This window comes from Methylobacterium sp. NFXW15 (assembly GCF_049887755.1).
Lineage (GTDB): Bacteria > Pseudomonadota > Alphaproteobacteria > Rhizobiales > Beijerinckiaceae > Methylobacterium.
Genome location: NZ_JAGEKG010000016.1, coordinates 40,703 through 66,933, shown reverse-complemented (window position 1 = coordinate 66,933; position 26,231 = coordinate 40,703). Strand labels below are relative to the sequence as shown.

Sequence of the window (26,231 nt, the reverse complement as noted above, 5' to 3'; positions counted from 1 at the left end):
CGTCTTTGCGAACGCAGCGAAGCAAAGACGGCGGCACGTGAGCCAACGTAGTCGAAGACGGCGCTAATCGCCCCCGTCTGAGATCGACGCGAAGGCAGCGGCTAGGGCATCGGCCTCCGCTTCGCTGAGATCACTGATGCACAGACAATCGCCGACGAAGAGTGTCCAGACGCCGTCGAAGGTCGCTTGCTTGCGGATCCGCATGATTGGGGCTCCCGCACGTCTGATGCTCCAACGCGGAGCTGTGCCCCGCGTTGCGACGTCCAGTCCTATTCGGCTGCGGCCTGGACCGGTTGTTCGCCCGCCATCCAGGCGGCGAGATGCTCCCGCGCCCGGTCGGTGAGGGCGCGCTTTTTCAAAGCCGTCTTTTCCGGCCCCCGCAGGCGGCGCCCGGCCTCGCCGCGCGGCATCCTCTCGAGGGGCGGGAACAGTCCGAAATTGACGTTCATCGGTTGGAACGAGCGCGGCCCGCCGCCGCCCTCCTCGGCGGAGACGTGTCCGCCGGTGATATGCGCGATGAGCGCGCCGAGGGCCGTCGTCTGCGGCAGGGGCGCCAGCGGTGCGCAGGCTGCCTCGGCTACGGCGAACCGTCCAGCCATCAGGCCCACTGCGGCGCTCTCGACATAGCCCTCGCACCCCGTGATCTGCCCGGCGAAGCGCAGCGCGGGCCGGGCCTTCAGGCGCAACGTCGCGTCGAGGAGACGCGGCGAGTCGAGATAGGTGTTGCGGTGCAGGCCGCCGAGCCGGGCGAACTCGGCCTTCTCCAGGCCGGGAATGGTGCGGAAGATCCGCACCTGCTCCGAATAGGTCAGCTTCGTCTGGAAGCCGACCATGTTGTAGAGCGTGCCCAACGCATTGTCCTGGCGCAGCTGGACGATGGCGCAGGGCTTCCTGTCCGGCGCGCGGGGATTTGTAAGGCCGACAGGCTTCATCGGCCCGTGCCGCAGGGTCTCGGGGCCGCGCTCCGCCATGACCTCGATGGGCAGGCACCCGTCGAAATAGGGTGTGCCCTCCCACTGCTTGAAGCCGATCTTCTCGCCGCCCACCAGGGCCGCGACGAAGGCATCGTACTGATCCCGATCCATCGGGCAGTTCAGATAATCGGCGCCCGTGCCGCCAGGCCCCGGCTTGTCATAGCGCGACTGGAACCACGCCACGTCCATGTCGATGGACTCGCAGTGGACGATGGGTGCGATGGCGTCGAAGAAGGCCAGCGACTCGGCGCCGGTGAGGTCTCGGATGCTCTCGGCGAGGCCGGGGGCGGTGAGGGGGCCTGTCGCGACGATGCACGGCCCCCATTCCTCTGGCGGCAGGCCGGCGATCTCCTCGCGCACGATGGTGACGTTGGGGTGGCTCTCCAACGCGGCGGTGACGGCCTCCGAAAACCCCTCGCGGTCCACCGCCAGTGCCCCGCCCGCCGGGACCTGATGTGCGTCAGCGGCCCGCATGATCAGCGAACCGAGGGTGCGCATCTCCTGATGCAGCAGCCCGACGGCGTTGCCGTGCGCATCGTCCGAGCGGAAGGAGTTGGAGCAGACGAGCTCCGCCAGCCCCTCACCCTGATGGGCTTCCGTCCCGCGCACGGGGCGCATCTCATGGAGGACGGCACGATGGCCGGATTCGGCGATCTGCCAGGCGGCTTCGGATCCGGCGAGACCGCCGCCGACGATATGGATGGTGTACGTCATGCCCGAAAATAACGGAGGGCCGCCACCCGGATCAACGGGGGACGGCCCTTTGGCAGTCAGACGGGCGTGAACCCGAAGAGATCAGGAGCGCGCGATGCCCGGGATGTCGGTGCGGTTGATGCCGAGATCGGCAAGATCGCGGTCCGACAGGCGCGAGAGCTGGGACACCGTATCGCGGTAGCGGAGGTAGGCGCGGACACGGGACAGAACGCTGCGAGCGGCAGACATGGTACAAATGGCCTCTGATGAGGCAGACGGTGCCGAAAGGTGGTGCACCGCTGCCCGTTGTTGATGCAATGCACATATAGACCTGCTGCGGCGCAGCGGGATAGCAAAGGTCAAGCACCAGCCCTGCAGCACGGGCATACGTCGCTTAAGACATCGGCAACTTTGACGGGTGGCTATTCAATAGGCGCATATGATGGCCTGTCTTAGAGTCGAAAAAGGCGCCCCGCCGTGTAGCGGGACGCCTTTGGGTATTCGCGGTTGCGAAACGGCTCAGTAGAAGGGACGCGGGCCGTAATAACCGTAGCCGTAAGGCCGATAGACCGGCCGCGGACGCGCATAACCGTAGCCATAGACCGGGACCGGGCGGCGCCAATAGGGGCGCGGACCGTAGTTCGGACGGCAATAGCCCCAGGGGTTCGGGTGGAAACCGGGGCCGCAGCCGCCGGCCGCCTCGGCCGAACCCGCGAAGGCCACACCGCCGACGAGCGCCGCAGCCAGGATCGTCGGCTTGATGAGGGTTTTCGTGCGAATGGCGCTCACGATTGCCATGCGAGAATCTCCATCGTCTCCCAGCGCTCAAGCGCTGGTTCGAGGGAGAGAATCGCCCCAGCGACCTGAACGGACCCTGAGATTACAGTTGTAGAATTTGCAGTCTCAAGGCGATTTAACGGCAGGGTTGTGGCGCCTTCAGTGAACGGAGGGCGTGCGCAGAAAGGCATGCCGATCGCCCGAGACGACCGTGAGCAGGACGTTGCGCCCGTCCCGCTTGATCGTGAGGGGAATGCGCGCCCCGGCCTCGCCGAGCGCCCAGATCGCGCGGAACAGGGCCGCGAGATCCGAGATCGGCTCCCCGGCCACGGCCGTGATCACGTCGCCCCCCTGGAGTCCGGCGCCCTCGGCGGGGCCGCCATCGGCTAGTCCCATCACGACGATGCCCTCCTCGCTCTCGGTGGCGTAGAGCCCGAGCCACGGGCGCGGCGCCCCGTCCGCCCGGCCACGAGTGCGCAAATCGTCGAGGAGAGGCGGCAGAAGATCGATCGGGATGATCATATTGATCGCCCGGCCCGCAGCGCTGCCGCCCTGTTGCAACTGCAGGGAACCGATGCCGAGCAGATCGCCCTTCGGGCCGATGAGCGCGGTGCCGCCCCAATGCGGATGGGATGGCGCGGTGAACAGGGCCTCGTCCAGGACGTACTCCCAGTAGCCTGCGAATTCCTGTCGGGCGACCAATTCGACGGCGACGCTGTGGGCCCGTCCGCCCCCGCCCGCAAGCACGGCCCTGTCCCCGACCTTGAACGAGGCAGAGCGACCGAGCCGCAGGACCGGCGTGCCGAGATCACCCAGCGCCTGGACGAGGCCGAACCCCGTCGCGGCATCGAAGCCGAGGACATGGCCCGGCACGGACCGCCCGTCGCGCGTGGTCAACCAGACGCTGTCGGCCTCCATGATGAGATAGCCGACGGTGAGCACGAGCCCATCCTCGCCGATCACCACGCCGTTGCCCGCTCGCTCCGTGCCCAGCGTCTCGGCCGTGAACCCGTCCTCCGGTACGCGGCTCGAGAGGGACAGGACCGCCCCGATAGCGCGGTCGAGATCATACGTGTAGTCGGCGGCCTTCGGCTGAACCTGAACCGGGATCTTGCGTTCGCCCTGCATCTCGGCGCCTCTTGGCCTCGCACAACCGTCGGCCCCCCGCAGGGCTGCCGAGTCTTCCTGACAAGAGCAATAAATAGGCGAGCCGTGGCGCGCCGACACCCGCCACGGGCGCCGGGATGACATGTCGGCACGACTTACGGAGACGAGTGGGTGAGCCGGGCCGCCTGAAACGACGAACGCCCGGCCTCCAGGAGAGGCCGGGCGTCGGGAAGACCGGGGGATGCCGCGTCTGTGACGCCGCATCCGGATCCGTTCTCAGTATTTGCGGACCAGCGGAGCCGGGACCGGAGCAGCGGCAGCAGCCGGGCTGTAGAGCGGGATGATGAAGCGCACCCAGCCGTCGGTCGAGTAGTTGTCGCGAACGCGGCCGCCGAGCGACACGTACTGCGAGGCGGTCACGACGTCGCGGGCGACGTAGGCCTGGACCTTGAACACCTTGAAGTCGTAGCCGACGAGACCGCCGAGGGCGAAGCGACCGCGGTTGCCGAAGGCAGCGCTGCCCGGACCGATGTCGAAGTTGTAGGTGCCGTAACCGACGGCGCCGATCTCGAAGTTGCCGAAGGTCTTCGTGGCCGTGAGGTCGAAGTTCAGGGCGTCCGAGAGGCGGATCGGGCCGATGGCGGCGCCGACGCGGCCATCGAAGCGGCCGGGGCTGTCGTAGAAGTTGGCGGTCAGGTTGGCGGTGATGTTCCAGCCGTCACCCGTGTAGCTGCCGGCAACGCCCATGCGGTAGGTGTTGGACGAGAGCTGCGGCAGGATCGGGGTACCGGCGAGGCCGATGCCCAGCGAGCCACGGTCGCCGTTCAGGTCGTTGAGGTACACGCCGCCGAGCAAGCTGACGCCGAAGTTGCCACCCAGGTCGAAGGCCCAGATGCCGCCGACGAACGTGCCGACGTTGATCGAGATGTCGCGGTTGGCGACGCCGGCCTGGTTACGGGTGAACACGAACACGGTCGGGGGAGCAACGAGGAGCTCGATGCGGCCGCCGAACGGCACCAGCGGGGTCGACCACACCAGCACCGGGATGTTGACGGCGGTGTCCGGCGAGAACGGCGCGTCGGTGCGGCGGTAGGTGAAGGTGTTCAGGGCGTAGATGCCCTCCGGGAGCGGCGCGCCGATGGCGAGGCCGACCTGCTCGCCGGGAACAGTGGTGCTCTGCGCGTGAGCGATCGTGGACGTCATTCCGACCGAGAGCGCGACCGCGCCGGCCGCGAGCCAGTTCTTCATCATTATGTTGGTCCTTCCCAAGGTCTCTGGCTTCCGTCCCGCTTTCGGCAATACCGTGCCGGTCATATCCGCCTTAGGCGATCGCCGTTCGGTCACTGCCGAGCGCCCCCACGGAGCCGCCCCGTCTCAACGATTGGGACTATTCTACAAAGACCTCCGGAAAGACAGTGCAATGCTTGCCGGTTTGGCACATCCAGACCAACCGTTGCGCAAAAGCCGCATTTTTGCCGCGGCGCAACACATGTGTGGCGCGGGCCGTTCGGCAAAATAATGTTGAATGGCCAAGCTGTTGTCACCGGCTAGGCCGGGATGAACCGGCAATGGCGGCTGCCGGCTCAAACCGCGCCGCCGAACCGACGGGACGCCTCCAGGCTCCATTCGGCGATAAATCCGGGCCGGAACTCTGGCCTCATCAGGTCGAATCATGCCGCGACCGCAGGCGCTTTGCCCGCCGGACCGGCAAATTTTGCCGGTCCGCTTCGCAGGTGATTCCTAGGATGCGGCCTTCCGGCGGGCGGCCGGCTTTGCGAGAGCCTTCTCCGCCGGTTTGGACGAGCGGCGTTGAAGCACCTCGCGCAGGAACCGGCCGGTATGGCTTGCCCCGGACGCCGCGATCTCTTCAGGCACGCCGACGGCGACCACTTGGCCGCCACCATCGCCACCCTCGGGGCCCATATCGATCACCCAATCGGCGGTCTTGATGACCTCTAAGTTGTGCTCGATGACGACGACAGTATTTCCTTGATCGACAAGTTCGTGAAGGACTTCCATGAGCTTAGCGACGTCATGAAAGTGAAGCCCCGTGGTCGGCTCGTCGAGGATGTACAAGGTCCGGCCGGTCGCCCGCTTCGACAGCTCCTTCGAGAGCTTCACGCGCTGCGCCTCACCGCCGGACAGTGTGGTCGCCTGTTGGCCGACGCGGACGTAATGCAGGCCGACGCGCTTCAAGGTTTCGAGCTTATCGCGGATCGACGGTACAGCCTTGAAGAGTTCGGCCGCTTCCTCGACCGTCATGTCGAGGACATCGGCGATGGACTTTTCGCGATACTTCACTTCCAGCGTTTCGCGGTCGTAACGCTTGCCCTTGCACACGTCGCAGGTGACGTAGACATCGGGCAGGAAGTGCATCTCGATCTTGATGACGCCGTCGCCGGAACAGGCTTCGCAACGGCCGCCCTTCACGTTGAAGGAGAATCGACCCGGCTGGTAGCCGCGCGCCTTCGCTTCGGGGAGCCCGGCGAACCAATCGCGGATCGGCGTGAAGGCGCCGATATAGGTGGCGGGGTTCGAGCGAGGGGTCCGCCCAATGGGCGACTGGTCGATATCGATGACCTTGTCGAGGTGTTCCAGCCCCTCGATCCGCCCATGGGGAGCCGGATGCTCCACGGCGCCGTTCAGCTTCTTCGCCACCGCCTTATAGAGCGTGTCGATGACGAGGGTGGACTTGCCCCCGCCCGAGACGCCCGTGACGCAGGTGAACGTCCCGAGCGGGATCGCGATATCCACGTCCTTCAGGTTGTTTCCACGCGCACCGAACACCTGGAGCGTGCCCTTCCGGCTCTTCCGCCGGGCGGTCGGCATGCGCACCGCCATTTCGCCGGTGAGGTACTTCGCAGTGAGCGAGGCCGGATGCGCCAGCACTTCGGTGGGTGTCCCCTGGGCGATGATCTTGCCCCCGTGGATGCCCGCGCCGGGGCCGACATCGACCACGTAATCGGCCTGCAGGATCGCATCCTCGTCGTGCTCCACGACGATCACCGAGTTTCCGAGGTCGCGCAGGCGCTTCAGCGTGCCGAGCAGCCTCTCGTTGTCCCGCTGGTGCAGGCCGATCGACGGCTCGTCCAGCACATAGAGTACGCCCGTCAGACCCGAGCCGATCTGGCTCGCCAACCGGATTCGCTGGCTCTCACCACCGGAGAGCGAGCCCGAGCCGCGGGCAAGCGTGAGGTATTCGAGGCCGACATCCATCAGGAAGCTCAGCCGGTCGCGAATCTCCTTGAGGATGCGGACGGCGATCTCGTTCTGCTTGGCGGTCAGCTTCTCGGGCAGGTCGGCGAACCATTGGTGCGCCTTGCTCACCGACAGGCCGGTCACCTCGGCGATGTCGTGCATCGCCACCTTCACCGCCAGCGCCTCGGGCTTGAGCCGCTTGCCTTCGCATGCCGCACACGGCGTCTCGCTCATGAAACGCCCGATCTCTTCGCGCACCGCGTCGGAATCGCTCTCCTTGTAGCGGCGCTCCAGATTCGGGATCACGCCTTCGAAGGGCTTGTTGACCGAATACCGGCGCAGGCCGTCGTCGTAATAGAAGCGGATCGGCTCCCGTCCGGAGCCGTGCAGCACCACGGCTCGGTCGGCCTCCCTCAGCTTGCCCCAGGGCGTCGTGGTCTCGAATCCGAAATGGGCGGAGAGCGCATCGAGCGTCTGCCCGTAATAGGGCGAGGTCGATTTCGCCCAGGGCGCCACCGCCCCGCGCTTCAGGCTCAAGCCGGGATCGGAGATGACCAGTTCGGGATCGATCCGCATCTCATGGCCGATGCCGCTACAGGTGGGGCAGGCGCCGAACGGATTGTTGAACGAGAACAGCCGCGGCTCGATTTCGGCGATGGTGAAGCCGGAAACGGGACAGGCGAAGCGCGAGGAAAAGGTGATCGACTGCGCCTCCTCGCCCTCCGCGACATCGGCGAACACGATCTCCGCGATGCCATCCGCGAGGTCGAGGGCGGTTTCGAACGAATCCGCGAGACGCGAGGCGATGTCGTCCCGCACCACGATGCGGTCCACCACCACGTCGATGTCGTGCTTCAACTTCTTGTCGAGCTTGGGCGCGTCGTCGATGGCGTAGAACTCGCCGTCGATCCGAAGCCGCTGGAAGCCCTTCTTCTGGAACTCCGCGATCTCCTTGCGATATTCGCCCTTGCGGCCCCGAACCACGGGGGCGAGCAGATAGAGGCGAGTCTTCTCCGGCAGGGCAAGAACCCGGTCGACCATCTGGCTGACGGTCTGGCTCTCGATGGGCAGCCCCGTGGCGGGGGAGTAGGGGATTCCGACCCGCGCCCACAGCAGGCGCATGTAATCGTAGATCTCGGTAACGGTGCCGACCGTCGAGCGCGGGTTCTTCGAGGTGGTCTTCTGCTCGATGGAAATGGCCGGCGAAAGCCCGTCGATCTGATCGACATCGGGCTTGGCCATCATCTCAAGGAACTGACGGGCATAGGCCGACAGCGACTCGACGTAACGGCGCTGGCCCTCGGCATAGATCGTGTCGAAGGCGAGGGACGACTTGCCCGAGCCGGACAGGCCCGTGAACACCACCAACCGGTCCCGGGGGATCGTCAGGTCCACGTTCTTCAGGTTGTGCTCGCGGGCGCCGCGCACGGAGATGACCCGCGAGTCCCGCGCTGCGGGCCCGGCCGAGTCGAACAACTTCTCCAGCTTTGCGTCGATCGCCGCCTCGGCCTTCACCGACTGGGCGGGAGGCGCCTTCACCGCGCTCTTCCGCGCCGCAGGGCGGGAAGTCTCGGTTTCGGCGGCCTGCTTCTGGGCTCCGGCACGGGCTCTGGCCATGAGGGCGGCGGTCTTTCGAGGCGTCGACGCGGAAGGGGACAGCGCCCGGCGAACCGGCCGCGACACCGGCTCATGTCGATCCCCGCAGGCCGATGGCGGATCCGTCCCCGCGGGAGCTTGCTAGAACGAAAAGGGTACGCGGGCAACCGTGAAAGCCGCATTCGTCGTCGCGCAAGGCAGACGGGCGCGCGCCCTCATTGCCGGGAGAAATGCCACGGCCCAACTAGGCCGGGTCCCTCCGAATCGCGAAAAACGGTGCCGATGCCCGCTCTCTCCGCGACCGACTCGCCCTCCGCCCATGCCGATCGTCATCGCGCGGACGTCTGGTCCACCCGCTTTCTCTTTCTGATCGTCGGACTCGGCACCGCCGCATGGGCGCCACTGGTCCCTCATGTGAAAGCGCAGGCGGCATTGGGTGAGGCACAGCTCGGCCTGCTGCTGCTCTGTCTCGGGATCGGCTCGATCGCGGCGATGCCGCTCGCCGGGGCAGCTGCGGCGAAGGTCGGCCTGCGCCCGGTGCTCATCGCCGGAACGGCGGCGATCGGCCTCGCCCTACTGGTGCTCGCGCATGCGGATGCCGTGGCTGTGCTCGCACCCGCCTTGCTCCTGTTCGGGGCCGGGATGGGAGCGATCGATTGTGGCATGAACCTCCAGGCCGTCGCCGTCGAGAAGGCGAGGGGGCGTCCCATGATGTCGGGATTCCACGGGCTCTATAGCCTCGGCAGCCTTGTCGGGGCGCTGGCGGCCGGGGCGCTGCTCTTCGCAGGCCTCGGCATCGGCACGACGACATGGCTCGCGGTCGCGGCCATCGCGCTCTTGTTCGCCGCATCCTGGCCCGGCATCCTGGCGCGCACCACGACAGCGGAGGGCCCCGCCTTCGCCGTTCCGCGCGGGACGGTGCTGGTCATCGGCATCCTGTGCTGCATCGTGTTCCTGACCGAAGGCTCCGTTCTCGATTGGAGCGCCGTGTTCCTGTCGCAGAGTCGCGGGCTCGATCCGGCGCGGGCGACCCTCGGTTACGCGGCCTTCTCGGTGACGATGACGGCGGGACGGCTCGCGGGAGACGGGATCGTCGCCCGGCTAGGGCGCTCGCGCGTCGTCGTGCTCGGCGGGCTTTGCGCCGCCGCCGGTCTCGCGCTCTCCGTCCTCGTCCCGGCCTGGGAGGCGGCGCTCGCGGGCTATGCCTTGATCGGCGCGGGCTGTGCCAACATCGTGCCGGTGCTCTTCACCGCCGCCGGTCGGCAGGACGTAATGCCGGCGAGCGTTGCCGTCCCCGCCGTCACGACGCTCGGTTATGCGGGTGTGCTGGCCGGGCCGGCATTGATTGGCTTCATCGCGCAAGCCACGAGCCTGCCCTTCGCCTTCCTGATGGTCGCCGTCTTGCTCGTGGGCGTGGCGGTAGCCGGGCGGGTGATCCGATTCTGAGCCTCACCCGTCGGCGTTACGAGCCATGAAGGTCGCCGGGCTGCCATCCTCCTCGTTGACGAAGACGATGTCGGTCGGCTCACGGCGGGGGGTATCGATCGACAGGAACACGACCGGCTCGCCGGGCTCGATCGCCGGCATCGCATGGACGGTGCCCTTCTCGAAGAACAGCAACTGCCCCGCCGCGAAGGGCGCGACCGTCGCCGGATCGCGCATCCAGAACGTGCCCCGGCCGGACAGGCAATACAGGTACTCGTCGCAGGTCCGGTGAAAATGCGGCGGGGTCGGCCGGTACACCCGGAAGACCCGCGCGCTCGCAGCGGGACGGTCGGTCAGGTAGGTGTCGACCAGCAGGGTCGCCGCACTTGGCGGCAAAGCGGCGGCGATGGCCGCCACGTCGAAGATGCCGGTCCCGTCCGCCGTCTCGCCCATCTGGCCCTCCCTACGCGCCGAAGCCTTCGAGGACGATCTTGCCCTTGGCCCGGCCCGACTCGATCAGTTCGTGGGCTCGCTTGAGGTTCCGGGCGTCGATCCGCCCGTAATGCTCACCGAGGGTCGTGCGCAGGCGCCCGGCATCGACGAGGCGCGAGACCTCATTGAGCAACCGTCCCTGCTCGGCGATGTCGGCGGTGCCGAACATCGAGCGCGTGAACATCAGCTCCCAGTGAAGGGACAGGCTCTTACGCTTGAGGAGCGAGACATCGAGGCTCGCCGGATCATCGATCAGGGCGAGCCGCCCCTGAGGGGCGATCAAGGCGCCGATCTCGGACAGGTGCAGGTCGGTGTTCGTCGTCGAAAAGACGAGGCCCGGCGCGCCGATCCCGAGGGCCGCCACTTCGGTGGAGAGCGGCTTGGCGTGATCCACGACATGATGGGCGCCGAGGTCGCGGCACCACTGCGCCGTCTCCGGCCGCGAGGCCGTGGCGATCACGGTCAGGTCGGTAAGCTGGCGGGCGAGCTGAATCGCAATCGAACCGACGCCTCCGGCACCGCCGACGATGAGCAGGGCCGGGGGAGCGCCCGGGACGGGCTTGGCCACGTCGAGACGGTCGAACAGGGTTTCCCAGGCCGTGATCGCCGTAAGGGGCAGGGCGGCGGCTTGCGCCCAATCCAGGCTCCGTGGCTTGCGCCCGACGATGCGGGAATCGACACAGTGATACTCGGCATTCGTCCCCGCCCGGGTGATGTCGCCCGCGTAGAAGACCGCCTCGCCCACCGCGAACTCCGTCACCTCCGGGCCGATGGCGAGCACCGTCCCGGCTGCGTCCCAGCCCAGGATCTTGGCGTCACCCGCCTCCGGCTCGGCTCGCCGCCGGACCTTCGTGTCGACGGGGTTCACTGAGATCGCCTCGACCTTCACGAGCAGGTCGTGCGGGCCGGGCTCTGGCTGCGGCAGATCGAGATCGATCAAAGCCTCCGCATCGGTGATCGGCAGGGACTTGCGATATCCAACGGCGCGCATCGCGACCTCTCAAGAAGAACGCCGATGTGATGCCGTTCGTCTTTCTCCGGCGCAAGTACGCACATAAAAGGCCCATAGTGTCGAAAAGGATACCGCTATGCCCCGCATCCGCCGTCACCAGGGCCATTGCAGCCCCGGCTGCGCCGTCGAGGCGACGCTCCAGCTCATCGACGGCAAGTGGAAGGGCGTCATCCTCTACCACTTGCTTGAGGGGACACTGCGCTTCAACGAGATCCGGCGGCGACTGACGAGCGTCACGCAGCGCATGCTGACAACGCAGTTGCGTGAACTGGAGGCGGATGGGCTCATTGCACGGAAGGTTTACGCGCAAGTCCCGCCCAAGGTGGAGTATAGTCTGACCGAACGAGGCCGCTCCTTGGAACCAGTCATTTCCGCCCTGAAGGCCTGGGGAGACTTGCACGCCAACTCGGCCGATGATGTCGAGTTTGCCGCTTAATCAAGCAATTTGCATAAACTACCGCCTCCCCTCCGCAACCGTATGTTTATCAAGTTGAGACAGCATTCTACGCGCTGATCTTACTTGCGATTGCGCCATGGCTTTTCTTTCGACACTGCATTCCCGCATCCTCGCCGTTGCGCTTGCGCCCTGCCTCGCCTTCGCAGGGGCGGCCGGTGTCATGGTCTCGGATCAGTGGACGCGCCGCACCGAGATGGTGCGGGTCGAAACTCTCGTCGGGCTGGCCTCCCGGATCAGCGCCTTCGCTCACGAGGCTCAGCGGGAACGCGGCGCGTCGAGCCTCTTCCTCGCGGCCAAGGGCGCGCAGTTCGGGCCGGAATTGCAGGCACAGCGGTCACGGACCGATGCCGCTCTGACCGGCTTGAGCGATGCCGTCAGGGCCATTGACTTCACCGCCATGGGCGGCACCGCCGCCGCTACCGCCAAGGACTTCACCGAACGGCTCGACGGGCTCACCGCCCAGCGCAAGGCGGTGGACGGCTTGTCCATCCCCGCGCCTCAGGCGGCTGGCCACTATACCGGCCTGATCGGAGCGGGTCTCGGGCTGGTACGCGCCATGGGTGGCGCGATGGACGACGCCGCCATCGCGGCCAAGGCACGCTACTACGCCAACTTCCTCATGATGAAGGAAGCCGCGGGCCAGGAGCGTGCGGCGGCCTCGGCGGTCTTCGCCTCGGGTCAATACGACCTCGCAGCCGCCAAGCGGATCATGACGCTGGCGGCGGACCAAGCCACCTATACGAAGCTGTTCCGGGCGTTCGCCGCCCCCGGACTGAACGCCGCCCTGGACGCGACCGAAACGAGCGCGCCCGCCCGAGACGTCGCCAAGCTGCGAGAGTCGATCCTGTCCCTCATTCCCGGCGAGGCGCCCGCCTTCCGCGATGCACCGGTCTGGTTCAAGCTCGCGAGCCAGCGCATCGATGGGCTGAAGGGCGTCGAGGATCAGCTGACCGGCGAACTCACCGCGCAAGCGAGGAGCCTGCGCGACGGGGCCGAGCGGTTGCTCTGGTGGTGGATCGGCGGGGCGCTTGCGCTGCTGGCGCTTTCGGCCGGGATCGCCGTGGCCTTGGGCACCGCGATCAGCCGTCCGCTCACCCGCGTGGCGGGGGCGCTCACGGCCATCGGGCGAGGCGAGGCGGACGCGGACACGGACACGGTGGTGCTGCCGGTCGGCGGCCCCCGCGAGTTGCGGGCGATCACCGGCGCGGCGATCGCCTTCCGCGAGAGCGTCGCGGAGCGCCGGGCGGCGCGCGCGGCCCAGGAACGCATGGCGTCCGAGCACGCCGCCGCTCAGCATGAAGCGGCACTTCTCCTTGCGGACGATTTCGAGGGCAAGGTCGGCGGGATCGTTGAGGCGGTGTCCGCCGCCGCGAGCCAACTCGAATCCTCCGCCAATGGGATGGCGCAGGCCGCCCGCGACACGACCAACCTGACACGCGCGGTCGCCAGCGCCTCCGCTTCGGCGGCCGGCACGGCGGACGCGGTCGCTGCCGCGACGGAGGAATTGTCGGTCTCGGTGCGCGAGATCGCCTCGCAGGTGGGGTCCTCGGCGGATCTCGCCGCCAGGGCGCAACGCAATGCGGACGGTGTGACCGAGGAGGTCCGCCGCCTCGCGGAGGCCGCCTCCAACATCGGCGAGATCGTGGGCATGATCTCAAACGTCGCTGCCCAGACGAACCTTCTGGCGCTGAATGCCACCATCGAGGCCGCACGCGCGGGCGAGGCGGGGCGGGGCTTCGCCGTGGTCGCGGCGGAGGTGAAAGAGCTCGCCGCCCAAACCACCCGCGCCACCGAGGACATCACCGCCAAGGTCGCGGAGATCTCGAGCGCGACCGACGCTTCGGTGCGCTCGATCGGAGGGATCGCGACCATGGTCCGCGACCTTGCTCGGATCGGCTCCGACATTGCCGCCATGGTCGAGGAGCAGGGCGCGGCGACCGCCGAGATCGCACGCACCACGGTGCAGACATCGCAGGATACCCGCGCCGTCTCGGGCCATGTGGCGGGCGTCGATGCCGCGGCCGCCACGGCGAGCCACGGCTCGGATCAGGTGCTCGCCGCCGCAGGAGATCTCTCGCGACAGGCGGGGGCCCTGCGCGGAGCGGTCGCAGGGTTCCTTTCACAGGTGCGAGCGGCCTGACACCAAGCTTCGCCACAGAGTCGACTCATTTCGGGCATGGTCTATACGGCCGGGGCCATGCCGCTCGGCAAGGCCGTGGACGAAGGAACAGACGCGCCCCGGCGAGGCGCAGGCGAGACGTGGGGGGCGTCGAGCATGAACCGGACCGGACTTCGCCGCGCCAGCGGTCTTCAGGGCTGACGGCGCGATCCGCTTGCTGCTTCCCTTCCGACCGCTTTTCCTACCGCCGGGGACTGCCCGCGCGATCCTGATCGCCTGGGCGGCGGGCATGGCCAGCATGGCCCTGCCGGAGCCTGCCCGCGCCTTCGACTTTTTCGGTCTGTTCGGCTCAGAGCCCGAGCCGCCCGCCCCAAGCCCGACGGCCGTGCCCTACGCGGCCCGGATCACCGGAACCGACGATTCCGACGTCCTGACCGCAATCCAGGACGCCTCCGCCCTGTACCGGCTGCGCCAGGAAGCGCCCCCGGACGGGGAGGGACTGGTGCGCCGGGCCGAGATCGATCTCGCCAAGCTCGCGGACGTGCTCTCCGGCTACGGCTATTACCAGGGCCGGGTCGAGGTGCGCGTCGATGGCGTACCCGTGGCGCCTGGGCGGACCGCGCCTGCGGTGCACGCAGCGGAGAACTGGCGCAATCGCGGCCTCGTGCCCGTGAAGATCGCGATCGATCTCGGGCCGCTCTACACCCTGCGCCGGGTCACCGTACGCGATCCCGCCGGGCGGCCCTTTCCGGAGGAGATCCTGCCACCGCGCCTGACCCGCGTGGACGACGACGTGCCCGCCCGTTCCGCCACGATTCTCGCCCGCGAGGCGGCGATCGTGGACCGTTTCCGCGCGGAAGGGCATCCCTTCGCCAAGGTGGTGAACCGCGATCCCGTCGTGGACGACACCGCCCATGTCATGGACGTCACCTTCGCGCTGAATCCCGGCCCCAAGGCCGGGATCGGCCGCGTCAGCGTCAGTGGCGCAGAGGGCATGGACCCGGCGACCATCCGCTCCTTCATCTATGCCGAGCCGGGTGACCCTTATTCCCCCCAGGCCGTCGCCGCGATCCGCCGTTCGGTGGCGCGACTGGAGGGCATCGGCTCCGTCCGGGTCCGCGAAGGCACCGAACTCGACGCGGAGGGCAACCTGCCGCTCTTCGTGGAGCTCACGGAGCGCGAGAAGAACCTGATCGGCGTCTCGGCGCGCTATTCCACCGTCGATGGGCCGGGGGTGCGGGCCTATTACGCCAACCGCAACCTGTTTGGCGGTGGCGAGACCTTCCGGGTCGATGCCGACCTCTACTATCTCGGTCTCGGCTACGATCCCTTCGCCCAGCAGCGCAAACAGGCGGGCATCGGCACGAACGGCCTGGGCGGGCGCCTCTCGGCGACTTACGTGCAACCCGCCCTCTGGGGCACCCGCAACGACTTCCTGGCCAACGTCTTCTTCGCCCGCGAGGTCCAGCAGAGTTATCTCGTGGATGGCGGCGGCCTCTCGGGCGCGATCCGTCACCGCTTCTCGGACACGTTCTCGGCGCAGATCGGGCTCGATGCGCAAATCGGCCGCTCGCAGGACGCGCTCGGCACGGTGAATTACCGGCTGATCGGCGTGCCCGCCTCCGTCACCTACGATTCCACGGACAGTCTGCTCGACCCGACCAAGGGGTTCCGGGCGATCGCCTCCGTGGCGGCGTATCCGGGCGCCATCTCGGATCCGGGCATCGTGGTCGCGAAGGCGCAGGGCTCGACCTATTACTCCCTGGACGACGAATCCCGTTTCATCCTCGCGGGTCGCATCGGCTTCGGCTCGGTTTCGGGGGCGAAGCTCGGAGAGATCCCGGATAACTTCCGCTTCTTCGCGGGCGGTGGCGGCTCGGTGCGCGGCTATCCGTACCGGACGCTCGGTCCCATCGGGCCGTTCAACCTGCCGATCGGCGGACGCAGCCTGCTCGAAGCCTCGATCGAGGCGCGGATCAAGGTCACGGACACGATCGGCGTGGTGCCGTTCTTCGACGCGGGCACGGCCTTCGCCTCGTCCCTGCCGAATTTCGACGAGACCATCCGCAAGTCGGTGGGCATCGGCCTGCGCTACTATACCGGCATCGGCCCGATCCGCGCCGATCTCGCCTTCCCCCTCGACGCCTACAAGGGCGGGCACGTCCGCCCCGCCGTCCTGTATCTCAGCCTCGGGCAGGCGTTCTGATGGGTTCGATCAGAGAGTTGACCAGAACCACACCGTCATGGCGAGCTGAGCGAAGCAATGACGAGTGGCGCGGGGGCTTTAGGGGGGCGGCGGCCCTGCTCGTTGCGCTGTTCCTCGTGCTTCTCGCCCCGCTTTCTCTGCACGCCGACGACGCGGAGAAATCCGTGCTCGGCGGGTTGCTGTCGAAGGCCCTGTCCACCCCCGCGTCCCGCGTGTCCATCGGCGCGGTGGACGGTGCCCTGTCCTCGGACGCGGTGATCCGCGACGTGGCGGTCAGCGACCGCGCGGGAGTCTGGCTCAAGCTCGACAAGGCGCGGATCTCCTGGCGCCGCCTGGCGCTGCTTTCGGGGCGGCTCGAGGTCGACACCCTCGAGATCGGCCGCCTGGAGGTTCTGCGCCGCCCACTGCCCGGACCGACACCGGCGGAAGCCAAGCCCGACGGCAAGTTGCTGCCCGACCTTCCGGTGAAGGTCGAGATCAAGAGCTTCACCCTCGCCGACCTCGTGCTCGGGGAGGAGATCGCGGGCCAGCCCGCCCGGCTTTCGGCCAAGGGCAGCGCGAAGCTCGGCGCCGCCAGCGAAGGCCTGGATCTGCGGGCCGAGGCCAAGCGTCTCGATGCGGCTGGACTGTTCTCCCTCACGGTCGCCTACGTGCCGAAGGGCGACAAGCTCGAACTCAAGGCGAACCTGATGGAGGAGGCCGGCGGTCTCCTGTCCAAGGCGGCCTCGATCCCCGGAACGCCCCCCATCGCCTTCGATCTCGAAGGCACGGGGACCCTCGACGCCTGGAACGCCAAGCTCGACTTCATTGCCGGCCCCGAGATCGGCGCCAAGGGCGGCGCGCGCATCTCGCGCATCGGCGCCGAGCGGCGGCTGTCGCTCGATCTGGCCGCCCGCATCGAAGGGCTGGTGCCGGGCCCGGCCGCCTCCGTCTTCGCGGGTACGACGAAGCTCGACGGCGCTTTGGGCTTCGCCGACAGCGGCGCCTTCCGCATCAACCGCCTGGAACTCGCCTCGCGCACCGCGCGGCTCGCGGCTTCGGGCGGCATCACCGCCGACCGCGTCGCCGACCTGACCCTTCAGGCTCGCGCCCTCCCTACCGAGGGCGAGATCACGAAGGCGGGTGAATCCGAGATCGCCAAGCTCGTCTTCGACGGCAGCCTGAAGGGTCCGCTCACGACGCCGACCGTGCGCGGCGCCCTCGACGCGGCGGGCATCCGCAGCCGCGGCACCGATCTCGACCGGGTGACCGCAACCCTCTCCGTCGTGCCGGAGGGCGATCCGAAGGCGGGGCGCTTCGCGATCACCGCCGATGGCGATGCCCAGGGCCTGCGCCTCGCCGATCCGGGTCTCCGCCGGGCCATCGGCTCCGAGGCGAAGCTCAGCCTGCGCGCCAGCGCCGGGCCGGACGGGGTGATCGATGTGTCGCGCCTCGCCGCCCATTCCGGGACGGCACAGGCCTCCTACGCCGGGAAGGTCGGCCAGAACGTTCTCGCCGGGACCCTGCAAGCCTCGCTGCCCGATCTCGCAGCCTTCTCCGGCCTCGCCGGGCGCGGCCTCGCGGGAAGCATCGAAGCCAGGGCTCGGCTCTCGGGCGACCCGGCGCGCAAGGCCCTCGCGGCCGACCTCGCCGTCACCAGCTCGGGCCTCGTCACCGGCATCGGCCCGGCCGACCGGCTGCTCGGCCGAGCCCCGAGCCTCACCGGGCAGGTCTCGCAGACCTATGACGGTTACGGCTTCGACCGGCTGCGGCTGGAAGGGGCTGGCATGCTTGCGGCCCTTCAGGGGCAGGCGACGGCGAGCGCGGCGGATGTGACCGCCCGCATCGACATCAAGAGCCTCACCGATCTCGAATCCCGCTTCACCGGACGCGCCGCCCTCGACGCGCGCCTGACGGGTTCGCTCGAGAAGCCCGATCTGACGGCGACGCTCACCGCTCCCGCTGCCACGGCGGATGGTCGGCCGATCCGCAATCTCGCCGTCTCGGCGGCTCTGCGCGATGCGACCGGCGCGGCGGACGGCACGCTGAAGCTTGCGGGCGATGTCGGCGGCAAGCCGCTGGCGGGTGACGCCCATCTCGCCCGCGTCGCTCTCTCGACTGGAACCGATTGGGTGCTCGACCGCCTCGCCTTAAGCCTCGGCTCGGTGGCGGTGGAGGGCAACGCCGCGATCGCGGAGGCGACTCGCCTTGCCGCCGGGACGCTCAGCGTCCGGGCGGGCAATCTCGATGACCTCTCCCCTCTGAGCCCTGAAAATCTGGCCGGGCGGCTCGATGGCACGGTGACGCTTACCCGCGAAGGCGGGCGTCAGGGAGCGGCGATCCGCGCTACCGGGGCCGGCCTCCGCTACGGCGAAACCACGCTCGCGCGCCTCGATGCCGATCTGCGTGGCGCCGATCTGCTCGCCCGGCCGGTGCTCGACGGACATCTCGACGCCGACCGGGTCGTGGCGGGCGGCCAGTCCATCGACAGCCTGAAACTCACCGCCACCGGCAGCCCCGCCGCCAGCGACGTGGTCCTCACCGCCCGCGCGCGGGGTTTCGCCCTGGACGGCGCCGCTCGCCTCATCCCCTCGGACGCGACGCGGATCGAGGTCGCCCGGCTCTCCGCCTCGCGCGGCGGCGACCGCTTCGCTCTGACCGGCCCGGCGACCATCACCCTCGCGGAGGGCGGCGCGGTGATCGATGGACTGTCGATCGCGGCGGGATCGGGCCGGGTGCAGGTCTCCGGCAAGGCCGGGCGCGACCTCGACCTGCGGGTCGCCATCCGCAGCCTGCCGCTGTCGCTCGCGCGCATCGCTTCCCCGGATCTCGCCCTGTCCGGCACTCTCGACGGCGACGCAGACCTGCACGGTCCCGCGAACCGGCCGGAGGGCCGCTACTCCTTGAAAGTGGCTCGCCTTGTCGCTCCGCAGACCCGCAGCGCCGGTCTGCCGCCGATCGAAGCCGGGGCGCGTGGCACGCTTGCCGAGGGGCAGGCGAGCCTCGACGGGCGCGTGAGCGCGGGGCGCGGCATGGCCCTGACCCTATCGGGCTCCCTGCCGGTGGAGCCCGGTGGCCCCCTCAACCTGCGCGGCAAAGGCACGCTCGACGCGTCGCTCGCCAACTCGCTCCTCAGTGCCACTGGCCAGAGCGTCGGCGGCAAGGTCGCCATCGACGGTGGCGTTACCGGCACCCTGGCAGCGCCCCGCGCCGAAGGTGTGGCCGTGCTCTCCGGCGGCAGCTTCAGCGATCCGCTCAACGGCATCCGCCTGACCGCCATCGAAGGCCGGGTGACGGGACGGGGCGACAGCCTCGTCGTGGAGCGGCTCACCGCCGCCACCCGCAACGGCGGGCGCATCGGTGCTTCGGGCAAGGTCAGCCTCGACCCGGCGGGAGGCTTCCCCGGCAATTTCCGCCTCACCGCCGAGCGGGCGGAACTCGTCTCCAGTTCGCTGATGACGGCAGTGGCCGGACTCGACCTGTCGCTCTCCGGTCCGCTCGCCCGCACGCCCCGGATCACCGGACGGGTCGATATCGCCTCCATCGACGTCGCCGTGCCGGATCGTCTGCCCGCGACGGCGCGGCCCTTGCCGGGCGTGCGCCACATCAACACGCCGCCGGAGGTTCGCGCCCGTCTCGCCAAGCGCGCGAATGCCTCCGCGAAGGGACGCGGGCGTGGGAAGGCGGCTGCGCCTTTCGACGCCACCCTCGACGTGGCCGTAAACGCGCCGAACCGCATCTTCGTGCGCGGCCGGGGGATCGACGCGGAGCTCGGAGGGGAACTGCGGGTCACGGGCTCGTCGCGGGATCCGCGCGCCAACGGCGAGTTCTCCCTGCGGAGGGGCCGCTTCGACCTCGTGGGTCAGCGTCTCGATTTCGACCGGGGCCGGATCACCTTCGCAGGCAGCCTTACGACGCCGGACCTCGACTTCTCGGCTCAGACCAAGGCGGGCGACGTCACCGCCCGCGTGGCCGTGAGCGGCCCGGCCGACGCGCCGCAATTCGCGCTGACCTCGGACCCCGCGCTGCCGCAGGATGAGGTTCTCTCGCGGCTGCTGTTCAAGAAGGCGGCCGGGGGCCTCTCGCCGTTCCAGGCGCTGCAACTGGCCCAGGCGGTGGCGCAGCTCTCCGGTGGGTCGGCCGGGCCGGACGTATTCGAAGAAGCACGCAAGGGCCTCGGGCTCGACAGCCTCGACGTCTCAACGGGAGCGAGCGGCGGCCCGGCACTCGGCGCCTCGCGCTACATCTCGGATCGCGTGAGCATCGGGGTGAAGGCGGGCGCCAAACCCGCCGACACGGCCGTCGGCGTGGATGTCGACGTCACCCGCCGGATCAAGCTGAAGGGCGAGGCCGGCAGCGACGGCCGCACCAGCCTCGGCGTCGGTGCCGAATACGAATGGTAGCCCTACCCCCGGTGATTTGCCTTTCCCGGGATCGACTTGGCCAATTCATGGTCTAGTCTTTCCGCCACGCTGCCTGCCGCCGAAGCGAGACCGATGGACGACCTCTACGAGAGCGACGACGACCCTCCCGTCCCGGAGGGTGGCTTCCTGCGGAAGCTGCCGATCATCAACCGGCGCGGGCTGCATGCGCGGGCCTCGGCCAAGTTCGTGCAGACGGTCGAGCGGTTCGATTCCACCGTGACCGTCACCCGCGCGGGCGAGACCGTGGGCGGGCGATCGATCATGGGTCTGCTGACCCTCGGCGCGGCCATGGGCACCAGCATCGTCGTCACGGCGGTCGGCAGCGACGCGCAGGATTGCATGGACGCGATCGAGGCGCTGCTCGCCAACAAGTTCGGCGAGGACGAGTAGGGGTCAGGTCGGCACGCTTTTCTCGGGCCACGTGCACAGGTCCGACACCACGCATCGCCCGCAGGCGGGCTTGCGCGCCGTACAGGTGTCTCGCCCATGGCGGAACAGCCAGACATGGGCGCCATCCTTGTAAGCCTCCGGCACCAGTGCCGCGAGGCCGTCCGCCACCGCGTCGGCCGTACGTCCCGGCGCCAAGGGAATGCGGTTCGAGACCCGGAAGATATGAGTGTCGACCGCGATCACCTTCTCTCCGAATGCGAAGTTCGACGTCACCTCGGCGGTCTTCCGGCCGATGCCCGGCAGACGCCGGAGTTCTGCGGCCGTACGCGGCACCTCCCCGTCGAACGTGTCGTCGAGGGCGGCGCAGAGCTTCAGGATCGAGCGTGTCTTGGACGGCCCGAGCCCGACCGGGCGGATGATGTCGAGAATGCCCTCCTCACCGAGCGCCAGGAGCGCCTTCGGAGACGCCGCGCGCGCGAACAGGGCATCGGAGATGCGGGAGACGGTCGGTCCGGTGGATTGCGCCGACAGGACCACCGTCACCAGCAAGCGGAACGGGTCCTCGATGTTGAGACCGGCCTTCGGCTCGGGATCGGCGGCGGCGAAGCGGGCCATCACCGCAGCAACCCGTTTCGGTGAGCCGCCGGCCAGAGCCGTCCGTACGCGCCCGGCGCGGGTGGTCTTCAGCCCATGGATCGTGTCGCTCGCCATGAGGCGAAGGTAGGGCGGGGCTCGCCCTCCCGCTCAGGCTGCGACGTCGGGGCTCCAGCCCTCGGGCCGAACCCCTAGAAAGGCCGCATCGGGGATCGCGCAGCGGATCGGTGCGGCGCGCTCGACGCGGAACGGTTCAGCCTCGTTCTTGAGGTCGGCAAGGCGTCGGCGCAGCACCATGGCGACCGCTTCGAGCCGGAGGGGACTGGGCTTGCCAGCCGCCACCGGGCCCTCGCGACCGCCCTGGATCACCGTGAAACGCCGCGTCATCGACTGTCCCGTCCTGGCTCATCCCGTCCCGGCCCGGGACGTTCCGGCGGCTCGAAAGCGCCGTTTGACCGGTGAGGTTCAAGGATGATGCCGCGATCAGCCGCCCGGGATAGCGAGGGGGTTGTCCGTCAACGCCGCCGCGTCGGGCGCATCGATTCGCGGCCGTCCGAGGAAGGCGTCCCAGAGCCGCTGCACGAAAGCCGGATCGAGGTCGTTGAGGATCAGAACGAGGCGTGAGGTCCGGTCCGGATCGGGCCAGGACGGCAGGGCCACCGGCGCGTGCACGACATGCTGAACGCCGTGGATGACGAGGGGCCGTTCGGGATCGTCGGCCAACGCCACGAGGCCCTTGAGGCGCAGGATCTTCGGCCCGTGGCCGGAGCGCAGGAGATCGAGGAACATCTCGAAGGCCGGGCGCGGGACGGGCGCCTCGCTCATCAAGCAATGGGCGTGGATCGATGCATCGTGTCGGTTCACGTCCAACCCGTCTTTGGGCTCGTCCGCCATCGCGTCGGCCCCGAGCCACGCGCGGACATCCTCACCCTTGCCGTCCAGCCCGAACAGGCCGCCGAGCAGTTCCTCCGCCGGTGTGTCGGCGGGCAGGATCGGCGCCACCGGATTGAGGGCGGCGAGCCTCGCGCGCAGCGTCGCCGTCTCGGGGGCGAGGTCCTCCTTGGTGAGGACGAGGCGGTCGGCCACCGCCGCTTGCCGCAGGGCCTCCGGATGGGCGTCGAGGGTCGCGGCGCCGTGGACGGCATCCACCACCGTCACCACCGATTGCAGGCGATACCGCATGACCAGATACGGGTGGTAGATCATTGCGTGCAGGATCGGCGCCGGATCCGCGAGGCCGGTCGTCTCGATCACGACCCGGCGAAACGGCGTAATGCGGCCGTTGTCGCGCTGACGCAGCAGATCTTCCAGGGTCGCGATGAGGTCGCCGCGCACGGTGCAGCACAGGCAGCCCGCACCGAGCAGCACCATGTCCTCGTCCACCCGCTCGATGAGCAGGTGGTCGAGACCGATCTCGCCGAACTCGTTGACGATGACGACCGTGTCCGACAGCGCCGGATCACCGAGCCACCGGTTCAGCAGCGTGGTTTTCCCCGCCCCCAGGAAGCCCGTCAGCACGGTCAGCGGAATCGGCTCGGGACGACGGGAATCGGGCGGCGGGGGCGGTTGAACCATCGGTCTGACGTGGGTCGGCTAGTCGTCGCTCTTGGCAGCGGCCTTCTTGGCCGGCTTCGGCGCGGGCTTCGCCGCCACCGGCTTGGCAACAGCAGGCTTGGCGGCAGCAGGCTTGGCGACGCCCTTGCCCGGAGGCTTGTGCGCGGCGGGTTTGGCCGCGTCCTTGGCCTTGGTCAGCCCCTTGCCGGGCTTGGCTTCGGGCATGCTCGCCGACTCGGACGACGTGTAGGCACTGGCCGAATGCGGCACGCCGCCAGAGGCCTTGGCGGCCGCCTTAGCGGCCTGCTTCTGCGCAGCGGCTTCCTTGGCGGCGGCCTGCGCGGCCTGCCGCTTGGCCAGGGCTGCCTCGCGACGGGCCTTGGCGGCTTCCAGCCGAGCGGCCCGGACGTTCGCGGCGGCGGCCTGCGCCTCGGCCGCCTGCTGCGCCAGGATCTGCTGGCCCTCGGTCGGGCTGCGGCCGATCCAGACCGCAACGGGCTGGAGCGGAGCGCGCGGCGGCAATGTGCGGGCACGCATGCCGGGACTGGAGAAGGCGGCGAGCGCCAGGGACGGGGACGACGCCGCCGCGCCGCCGACGAGTTGGGCGGCGGTGGTGGCGGAGGCCGACACGGCGCCGGGGCCCTCGTCGATCGCGGGCACTTTCTTGCCGCCGCAGACATAGGGGCGCATGTCCGGCGGGGCGGCGGACGAGGACGCCGGCAGGGCATCGAGGCCCGGCCCGTTTCCGCCATCCTGAGCGAAGCCGTAATCGAACAGGTCGGCGGTCTTCACGTCGCGCTCGCGGGCGCTCGGCTGGCCCATCACGATGGCGACGATCCGGCGACCGCCCCGAGTCGCGGTGGCCACCACGTTGAAGCCACCGGAGCAGATGAAGCCGGTCTTCATCCCGTCCGTGCCGGGATAGCGTCCGAGCAGGCCGTTGTGGTTCGGGATCACCGCTCCGCCGAACTGGATCGCCGAGATCGAGAACAGATCGTGGTCGTCCGGGAAGTCACGGATCAGGGCGCGGGCGAGGATCGCCATGTCGCGGGCCGAGGTCCATTGCTGCGGATCGGGCAGGCCGTTGGCGTTGGTCCAGCGGCTGTCGCGCATGCCGATCCGCCGGGCGGAATCGTTCATCATCGCGGCGAAGTTGTCGATGGAGCCGCCTAGACTCTCGCCGATGGCGAAGGCCACGTCGTTGGCCGATTTCACCATGATGATCTTGAGGGCATTGCCGAGGGTGAGCTGCGTACCCGGCTTGAAGCCCATCTTCGAGGGCGGCTCGGCGGCGGCATTCGGCGAAATGGTGATCAGCGTGTCCATTGAGGCCCGCCCCTGGCGGACGAGGTCGAGGGCCACGTAGGTGGTCATCAGCTTGGTGATCGAGGCCGGAAACCAGGGGTCGGTCGGCGCCTGGGAATAGATCACCCGGCCGGAATCCACGTCTGCCACGAGGATCGGAACCGTCACGGCGCTCGCCGCGCCGCCAAAGACCCCGAGAAGGGCGGCAGCGCCGGCGGCGCGGGCCAAAAGGCCGCCGAGCGAGAGACGGCCAATTATGTGATGGAGCATCGGACCTGTCTCGTCGTGAAGCGGCCGGGGCCGCCCACACCGGAGGGAAACGCGCGTCGAGCATGCCTTCAACGCACGCTCCATGGCGATACGATGGCGGCCGGGCCCCCTGTGTGAACCGGGGGGAAGTCGAAGCAGGCGGCGTGGGTGGAGGAAGAGCGCCCCCGCGTCGGGCGGGGTTGCGTGCGCCCGTCGCTGTGGCGCAACAGGGATCTGGTGCCCGAACGGCGCCTGTCAAATCGCCCGCCACGGTTCGGCACGGGATTCAGGGGTTCGAGGACTCAAGGGTGTCTTACGCGGTCAAGGAAATCTTCCACACGCTTCAGGGGGAGGGGGCGCAGGCGGGCCGCGCGGCGGTCTTCTGCCGTTTCGCCGGATGCAACCTATGGTCAGGTCGTGAGGAGGATCGTGCCGCCGCCGCCTGCCGGTTCTGCGACACGGATTTCGTCGGCATGGACGGGGAGGGCGGTGGCCGGTTCTCCGATGCGCTGGCCCTTGCCGAAGCCATCGCGCTCGCCTGGGAGGGGGGAGAGCATAACCGCTACGTTGTGTTCACGGGCGGCGAGCCCCTTCTCCAACTCGATGCCGCCCTGATCGCGGCCGTCCACAGACAGGGGTTCGAGATCGCCATCGAGACGAACGGCACCCTCCCGGCCCCGGACGGGATCGACTGGATCTGCGTCAGCCCCAAGGGCGCGAACACCCTGGCGCAAACACGGGGCGACGAGTTGAAGCTGGTCTACCCCCAGGCCGACGCGCCGCCCGAGACTTTCGCGGATCTGCCCTTCCGGCATCGCTTCCTTCAACCCATGGACGGGCCGGACGCGAACGCGAACACCCAGGCGGCCATCGCCTATTGCAGGGCCGACGCCCGCTGGCGCCTCTCGCTGCAGACGCACAAGATGATCGGGATTCCTTGAGCCCCCGCAATCCCGCACCGCACCCAGTCCCCTCGTGCAAGACTTGACTCTTTCAGGCTTTTCCCGGCATCGCCCGTTTGAAAGCGCGCGGCGATCGCACCGACGCGGACCTTCGATTTGATACGCCGAGGCCTTCCGTGGACGTCATCGAGACGCGCATCCCGGACGTGAAACGCATCGTGCCGAAGCGCTTCGGCGATGCGCGGGGCTGGTTCTCGGAAACGTTTCGGGCCGATGCTCTCGAACGTGCTGGGATCACGGCGCCGTTCGTACAGGACAACCAATCCTTTTCGGCGCCGCAGGGCACGGTGCGCGGCCTTCACTTCCAGATTCCGCCCCAACCGCAGGCCAAGCTCATCCGCGTGCTGTCCGGCGCGATCCTCGACGTCGCCGTCGACATCCGACCCGATTCACCGACTTACCGGCATCACGTTGCCGTCCGCCTCGATGCCGAGGGCGGCGAGCAGTTGTTCATTCCGCACGGCTTCGCGCACGGCTTCTGTACGCTGACCCCGGATGTGATGGTCGCCTACAAGGTCGATTCCTACTACAGCCCCAGCCATGACCGGGGCATCCGCTGGAACGATCCTGAGATCGGGATCGAATGGCCCGTGAGCGAGGCCGAGGCGGTGCTGTCGGACAAGGACCGCAAGGCCCCCTGCCTCAGCGAGGCCGGCACGCTGTTCTGACCGGCATTCGGTCATCCACCCGCGAGCTGTGGACGCGGCATCACTGACGT

The 26,231-nt window shown here is 68.7% G+C and carries 21 protein-coding genes; 8 read left to right on the top strand and 13 right to left on the bottom strand.

What is annotated here, in order from left to right:
- Positions 1 to 63: 63 nt before the first annotated feature.
- From J4O73_RS23165 to uvrA, 7 genes are all read right to left on the bottom strand, one after another.
- Entirely contained in the window at positions 64 to 204 is a 141-nt protein-coding gene (locus J4O73_RS23165) for a hypothetical protein (RefSeq protein ID WP_426221225.1), read from the bottom strand.
- Positions 205 to 269: 65 nt separating this feature from the next.
- Complete coding sequence (trmFO, locus tag J4O73_RS23160; protein WP_426221223.1) at positions 270 to 1,688, bottom strand: methylenetetrahydrofolate--tRNA-(uracil(54)-C(5))-methyltransferase (FADH(2)-oxidizing) TrmFO; 1,419 nt, start codon at positions 1,686 to 1,688, stop codon at positions 270 to 272.
- 81 nt (positions 1,689 to 1,769) lie between these two features.
- The gene (locus J4O73_RS23155; RefSeq protein ID WP_243928606.1) at positions 1,770 to 1,916 is read right to left on the bottom strand and encodes a DUF1127 domain-containing protein; all 147 of its coding nucleotides are present in this window, start codon (positions 1,914 to 1,916) and stop codon (positions 1,770 to 1,772) included.
- Positions 1,917 to 2,186: 270 nt separating this feature from the next.
- A complete protein-coding gene (locus J4O73_RS23150; RefSeq protein WP_426221221.1) occupies positions 2,187 to 2,465 on the bottom strand; it encodes a GCG_CRPN prefix-to-repeats domain-containing protein in 279 nt (92 codons plus the stop codon).
- Positions 2,466 to 2,603: 138 nt separating this feature from the next.
- Positions 2,604 to 3,572, bottom strand: a complete 969-nt coding sequence (locus tag J4O73_RS23145) for a S1C family serine protease (RefSeq protein ID WP_426221220.1) — start codon at positions 3,570 to 3,572, stop codon at positions 2,604 to 2,606.
- Positions 3,573 to 3,827: 255 nt separating this feature from the next.
- Positions 3,828 to 4,802, bottom strand: coding sequence for a transporter (locus tag J4O73_RS23140; protein ID WP_426221218.1), 975 nt, complete (start codon positions 4,800 to 4,802; stop codon positions 3,828 to 3,830).
- A 489-nt stretch (positions 4,803 to 5,291) separates the two neighbouring features.
- The gene (gene uvrA / locus J4O73_RS23135; RefSeq protein WP_426221216.1) at positions 5,292 to 8,366 is read right to left on the bottom strand and encodes an excinuclease ABC subunit UvrA; all 3,075 of its coding nucleotides are present in this window, start codon (positions 8,364 to 8,366) and stop codon (positions 5,292 to 5,294) included.
- Positions 8,367 to 8,627: 261 nt separating this feature from the next.
- Between uvrA and J4O73_RS23130 the strand changes: the two genes are divergently transcribed.
- Positions 8,628 to 9,791: an MFS transporter gene (locus J4O73_RS23130; RefSeq protein ID WP_426221215.1), complete on the top strand. Its 1,164-nt coding sequence runs from the start codon at positions 8,628 to 8,630 to the stop codon at positions 9,789 to 9,791.
- 3 nt (positions 9,792 to 9,794) lie between these two features.
- Here the strand turns inward: J4O73_RS23130 and J4O73_RS23125 are convergent, their stop codons facing one another.
- Both J4O73_RS23125 and J4O73_RS23120 read right to left on the bottom strand, forming a co-directional pair.
- Positions 9,795 to 10,223: a cupin domain-containing protein gene (locus tag J4O73_RS23125; protein ID WP_426221214.1), complete on the bottom strand. Its 429-nt coding sequence runs from the start codon at positions 10,221 to 10,223 to the stop codon at positions 9,795 to 9,797.
- A 10-nt stretch (positions 10,224 to 10,233) separates the two neighbouring features.
- Positions 10,234 to 11,253: a zinc-binding alcohol dehydrogenase family protein gene (locus J4O73_RS23120; RefSeq protein WP_426221212.1), complete on the bottom strand. Its 1,020-nt coding sequence runs from the start codon at positions 11,251 to 11,253 to the stop codon at positions 10,234 to 10,236.
- A gap of 97 nt (positions 11,254 to 11,350) precedes the next feature.
- On the opposite strand from J4O73_RS23120, the gene J4O73_RS23115 reads away from it, so the two are divergent.
- From J4O73_RS23115 to J4O73_RS23095, 5 genes are all read left to right on the top strand, one after another.
- Entirely contained in the window at positions 11,351 to 11,710 is a 360-nt protein-coding gene (locus J4O73_RS23115) for a winged helix-turn-helix transcriptional regulator (protein ID WP_426221210.1), read from the top strand.
- Positions 11,711 to 11,807: 97 nt separating this feature from the next.
- On the top strand, positions 11,808 to 13,871 hold the full coding sequence (locus J4O73_RS23110) for a methyl-accepting chemotaxis protein (RefSeq protein ID WP_426221208.1): 2,064 nt from the start codon (positions 11,808 to 11,810) through the stop codon (positions 13,869 to 13,871).
- A gap of 277 nt (positions 13,872 to 14,148) precedes the next feature.
- A complete protein-coding gene (locus tag J4O73_RS23105; protein WP_426221242.1) occupies positions 14,149 to 16,056 on the top strand; it encodes an autotransporter assembly complex protein TamA in 1,908 nt (635 codons plus the stop codon).
- Positions 16,056 to 20,438: a translocation/assembly module TamB domain-containing protein gene (locus J4O73_RS23100; protein ID WP_426221207.1), complete on the top strand. Its 4,383-nt coding sequence runs from the start codon at positions 16,056 to 16,058 to the stop codon at positions 20,436 to 20,438. Before J4O73_RS23105 ends, J4O73_RS23100 begins: the two co-directional genes overlap by 1 nt.
- 93 nt (positions 20,439 to 20,531) lie before the next feature.
- Positions 20,532 to 20,849, top strand: a complete 318-nt coding sequence (locus tag J4O73_RS23095) for an HPr family phosphocarrier protein (protein WP_426221205.1) — start codon at positions 20,532 to 20,534, stop codon at positions 20,847 to 20,849.
- 3 nt (positions 20,850 to 20,852) lie between these two features.
- Here the strand turns inward: J4O73_RS23095 and J4O73_RS23090 are convergent, their stop codons facing one another.
- The 4 genes from J4O73_RS23090 to J4O73_RS23075 form a co-directional block, all read right to left on the bottom strand.
- Positions 20,853 to 21,560, bottom strand: coding sequence for an endonuclease III domain-containing protein (locus tag J4O73_RS23090; protein WP_426221203.1), 708 nt, complete (start codon positions 21,558 to 21,560; stop codon positions 20,853 to 20,855).
- A 33-nt stretch (positions 21,561 to 21,593) separates the two neighbouring features.
- Positions 21,594 to 21,830, bottom strand: a complete 237-nt coding sequence (locus J4O73_RS23085; RefSeq protein WP_426221201.1) for a hypothetical protein — start codon at positions 21,828 to 21,830, stop codon at positions 21,594 to 21,596.
- Between the two features lie 96 nt (positions 21,831 to 21,926).
- Entirely contained in the window at positions 21,927 to 23,018 is a 1,092-nt protein-coding gene (locus tag J4O73_RS23080; protein WP_426221200.1) for a CobW family GTP-binding protein, read from the bottom strand.
- An 18-nt stretch (positions 23,019 to 23,036) separates the two neighbouring features.
- A complete protein-coding gene (locus tag J4O73_RS23075) occupies positions 23,037 to 24,572 on the bottom strand; it encodes a D-alanyl-D-alanine carboxypeptidase family protein (RefSeq protein WP_426221198.1) in 1,536 nt (511 codons plus the stop codon).
- Positions 24,573 to 24,859: 287 nt separating this feature from the next.
- On the opposite strand from J4O73_RS23075, the gene queE reads away from it, so the two are divergent.
- Positions 24,860 to 25,492: a 7-carboxy-7-deazaguanine synthase gene (queE, locus tag J4O73_RS23070; RefSeq protein WP_426221196.1), complete on the top strand. Its 633-nt coding sequence runs from the start codon at positions 24,860 to 24,862 to the stop codon at positions 25,490 to 25,492.
- Positions 25,493 to 25,629: 137 nt separating this feature from the next.
- Positions 25,630 to 26,181: a dTDP-4-dehydrorhamnose 3,5-epimerase gene (rfbC, locus tag J4O73_RS23065; protein WP_426221194.1), complete on the top strand. Its 552-nt coding sequence runs from the start codon at positions 25,630 to 25,632 to the stop codon at positions 26,179 to 26,181.
- Positions 26,182 to 26,231 lie beyond the last annotated feature (50 nt).

Bases quoted from the DNA above. Each gene is read 5' to 3' on its own strand.
- J4O73_RS23120 (WP_426221212.1), bottom strand. From the start codon at position 11,253: ATGCGCGCCGTTGGATATCGCAAGTCCCTGCCGATCACCGATGCGGAG.
- J4O73_RS23110 (WP_426221208.1), top strand. From the start codon at position 11,808: ATGGCTTTTCTTTCGACACTGCATTCCCGCATCCTCGCCGTTGCGCTT.
- J4O73_RS23125 (WP_426221214.1), bottom strand. From the start codon at position 10,223: ATGGGCGAGACGGCGGACGGGACCGGCATCTTCGACGTGGCGGCCATC.
- J4O73_RS23150 (WP_426221221.1), bottom strand. From the start codon at position 2,465: ATGGCAATCGTGAGCGCCATTCGCACGAAAACCCTCATCAAGCCGACG.
- J4O73_RS23075 (WP_426221198.1), bottom strand. From the start codon at position 24,572: ATGCTCCATCACATAATTGGCCGTCTCTCGCTCGGCGGCCTTTTGGCC.
- J4O73_RS23085 (WP_426221201.1), bottom strand. From the start codon at position 21,830: ATGACGCGGCGTTTCACGGTGATCCAGGGCGGTCGCGAGGGCCCGGTG.
- J4O73_RS23095 (WP_426221205.1), top strand. From the start codon at position 20,532: ATGGACGACCTCTACGAGAGCGACGACGACCCTCCCGTCCCGGAGGGT.
- trmFO (WP_426221223.1), bottom strand. From the start codon at position 1,688: ATGACGTACACCATCCATATCGTCGGCGGCGGTCTCGCCGGATCCGAA.
- J4O73_RS23155 (WP_243928606.1), bottom strand. From the start codon at position 1,916: ATGTCTGCCGCTCGCAGCGTTCTGTCCCGTGTCCGCGCCTACCTCCGC.
- J4O73_RS23130 (WP_426221215.1), top strand. From the start codon at position 8,628: ATGCCCGCTCTCTCCGCGACCGACTCGCCCTCCGCCCATGCCGATCGT.
- J4O73_RS23165 (WP_426221225.1), bottom strand. From the start codon at position 204: ATGCGGATCCGCAAGCAAGCGACCTTCGACGGCGTCTGGACACTCTTC.
- J4O73_RS23080 (WP_426221200.1), bottom strand. From the start codon at position 23,018: ATGGTTCAACCGCCCCCGCCGCCCGATTCCCGTCGTCCCGAGCCGATT.
- J4O73_RS23145 (WP_426221220.1), bottom strand. From the start codon at position 3,572: ATGCAGGGCGAACGCAAGATCCCGGTTCAGGTTCAGCCGAAGGCCGCC.
- J4O73_RS23140 (WP_426221218.1), bottom strand. From the start codon at position 4,802: ATGATGAAGAACTGGCTCGCGGCCGGCGCGGTCGCGCTCTCGGTCGGA.
- uvrA (WP_426221216.1), bottom strand. From the start codon at position 8,366: ATGGCCAGAGCCCGTGCCGGAGCCCAGAAGCAGGCCGCCGAAACCGAG.
- J4O73_RS23105 (WP_426221242.1), top strand. From the start codon at position 14,149: ATGGCCCTGCCGGAGCCTGCCCGCGCCTTCGACTTTTTCGGTCTGTTC.
- J4O73_RS23115 (WP_426221210.1), top strand. From the start codon at position 11,351: ATGCCCCGCATCCGCCGTCACCAGGGCCATTGCAGCCCCGGCTGCGCC.
- J4O73_RS23100 (WP_426221207.1), top strand. From the start codon at position 16,056: ATGGGTTCGATCAGAGAGTTGACCAGAACCACACCGTCATGGCGAGCT.
- J4O73_RS23090 (WP_426221203.1), bottom strand. From the start codon at position 21,560: ATGGCGAGCGACACGATCCATGGGCTGAAGACCACCCGCGCCGGGCGC.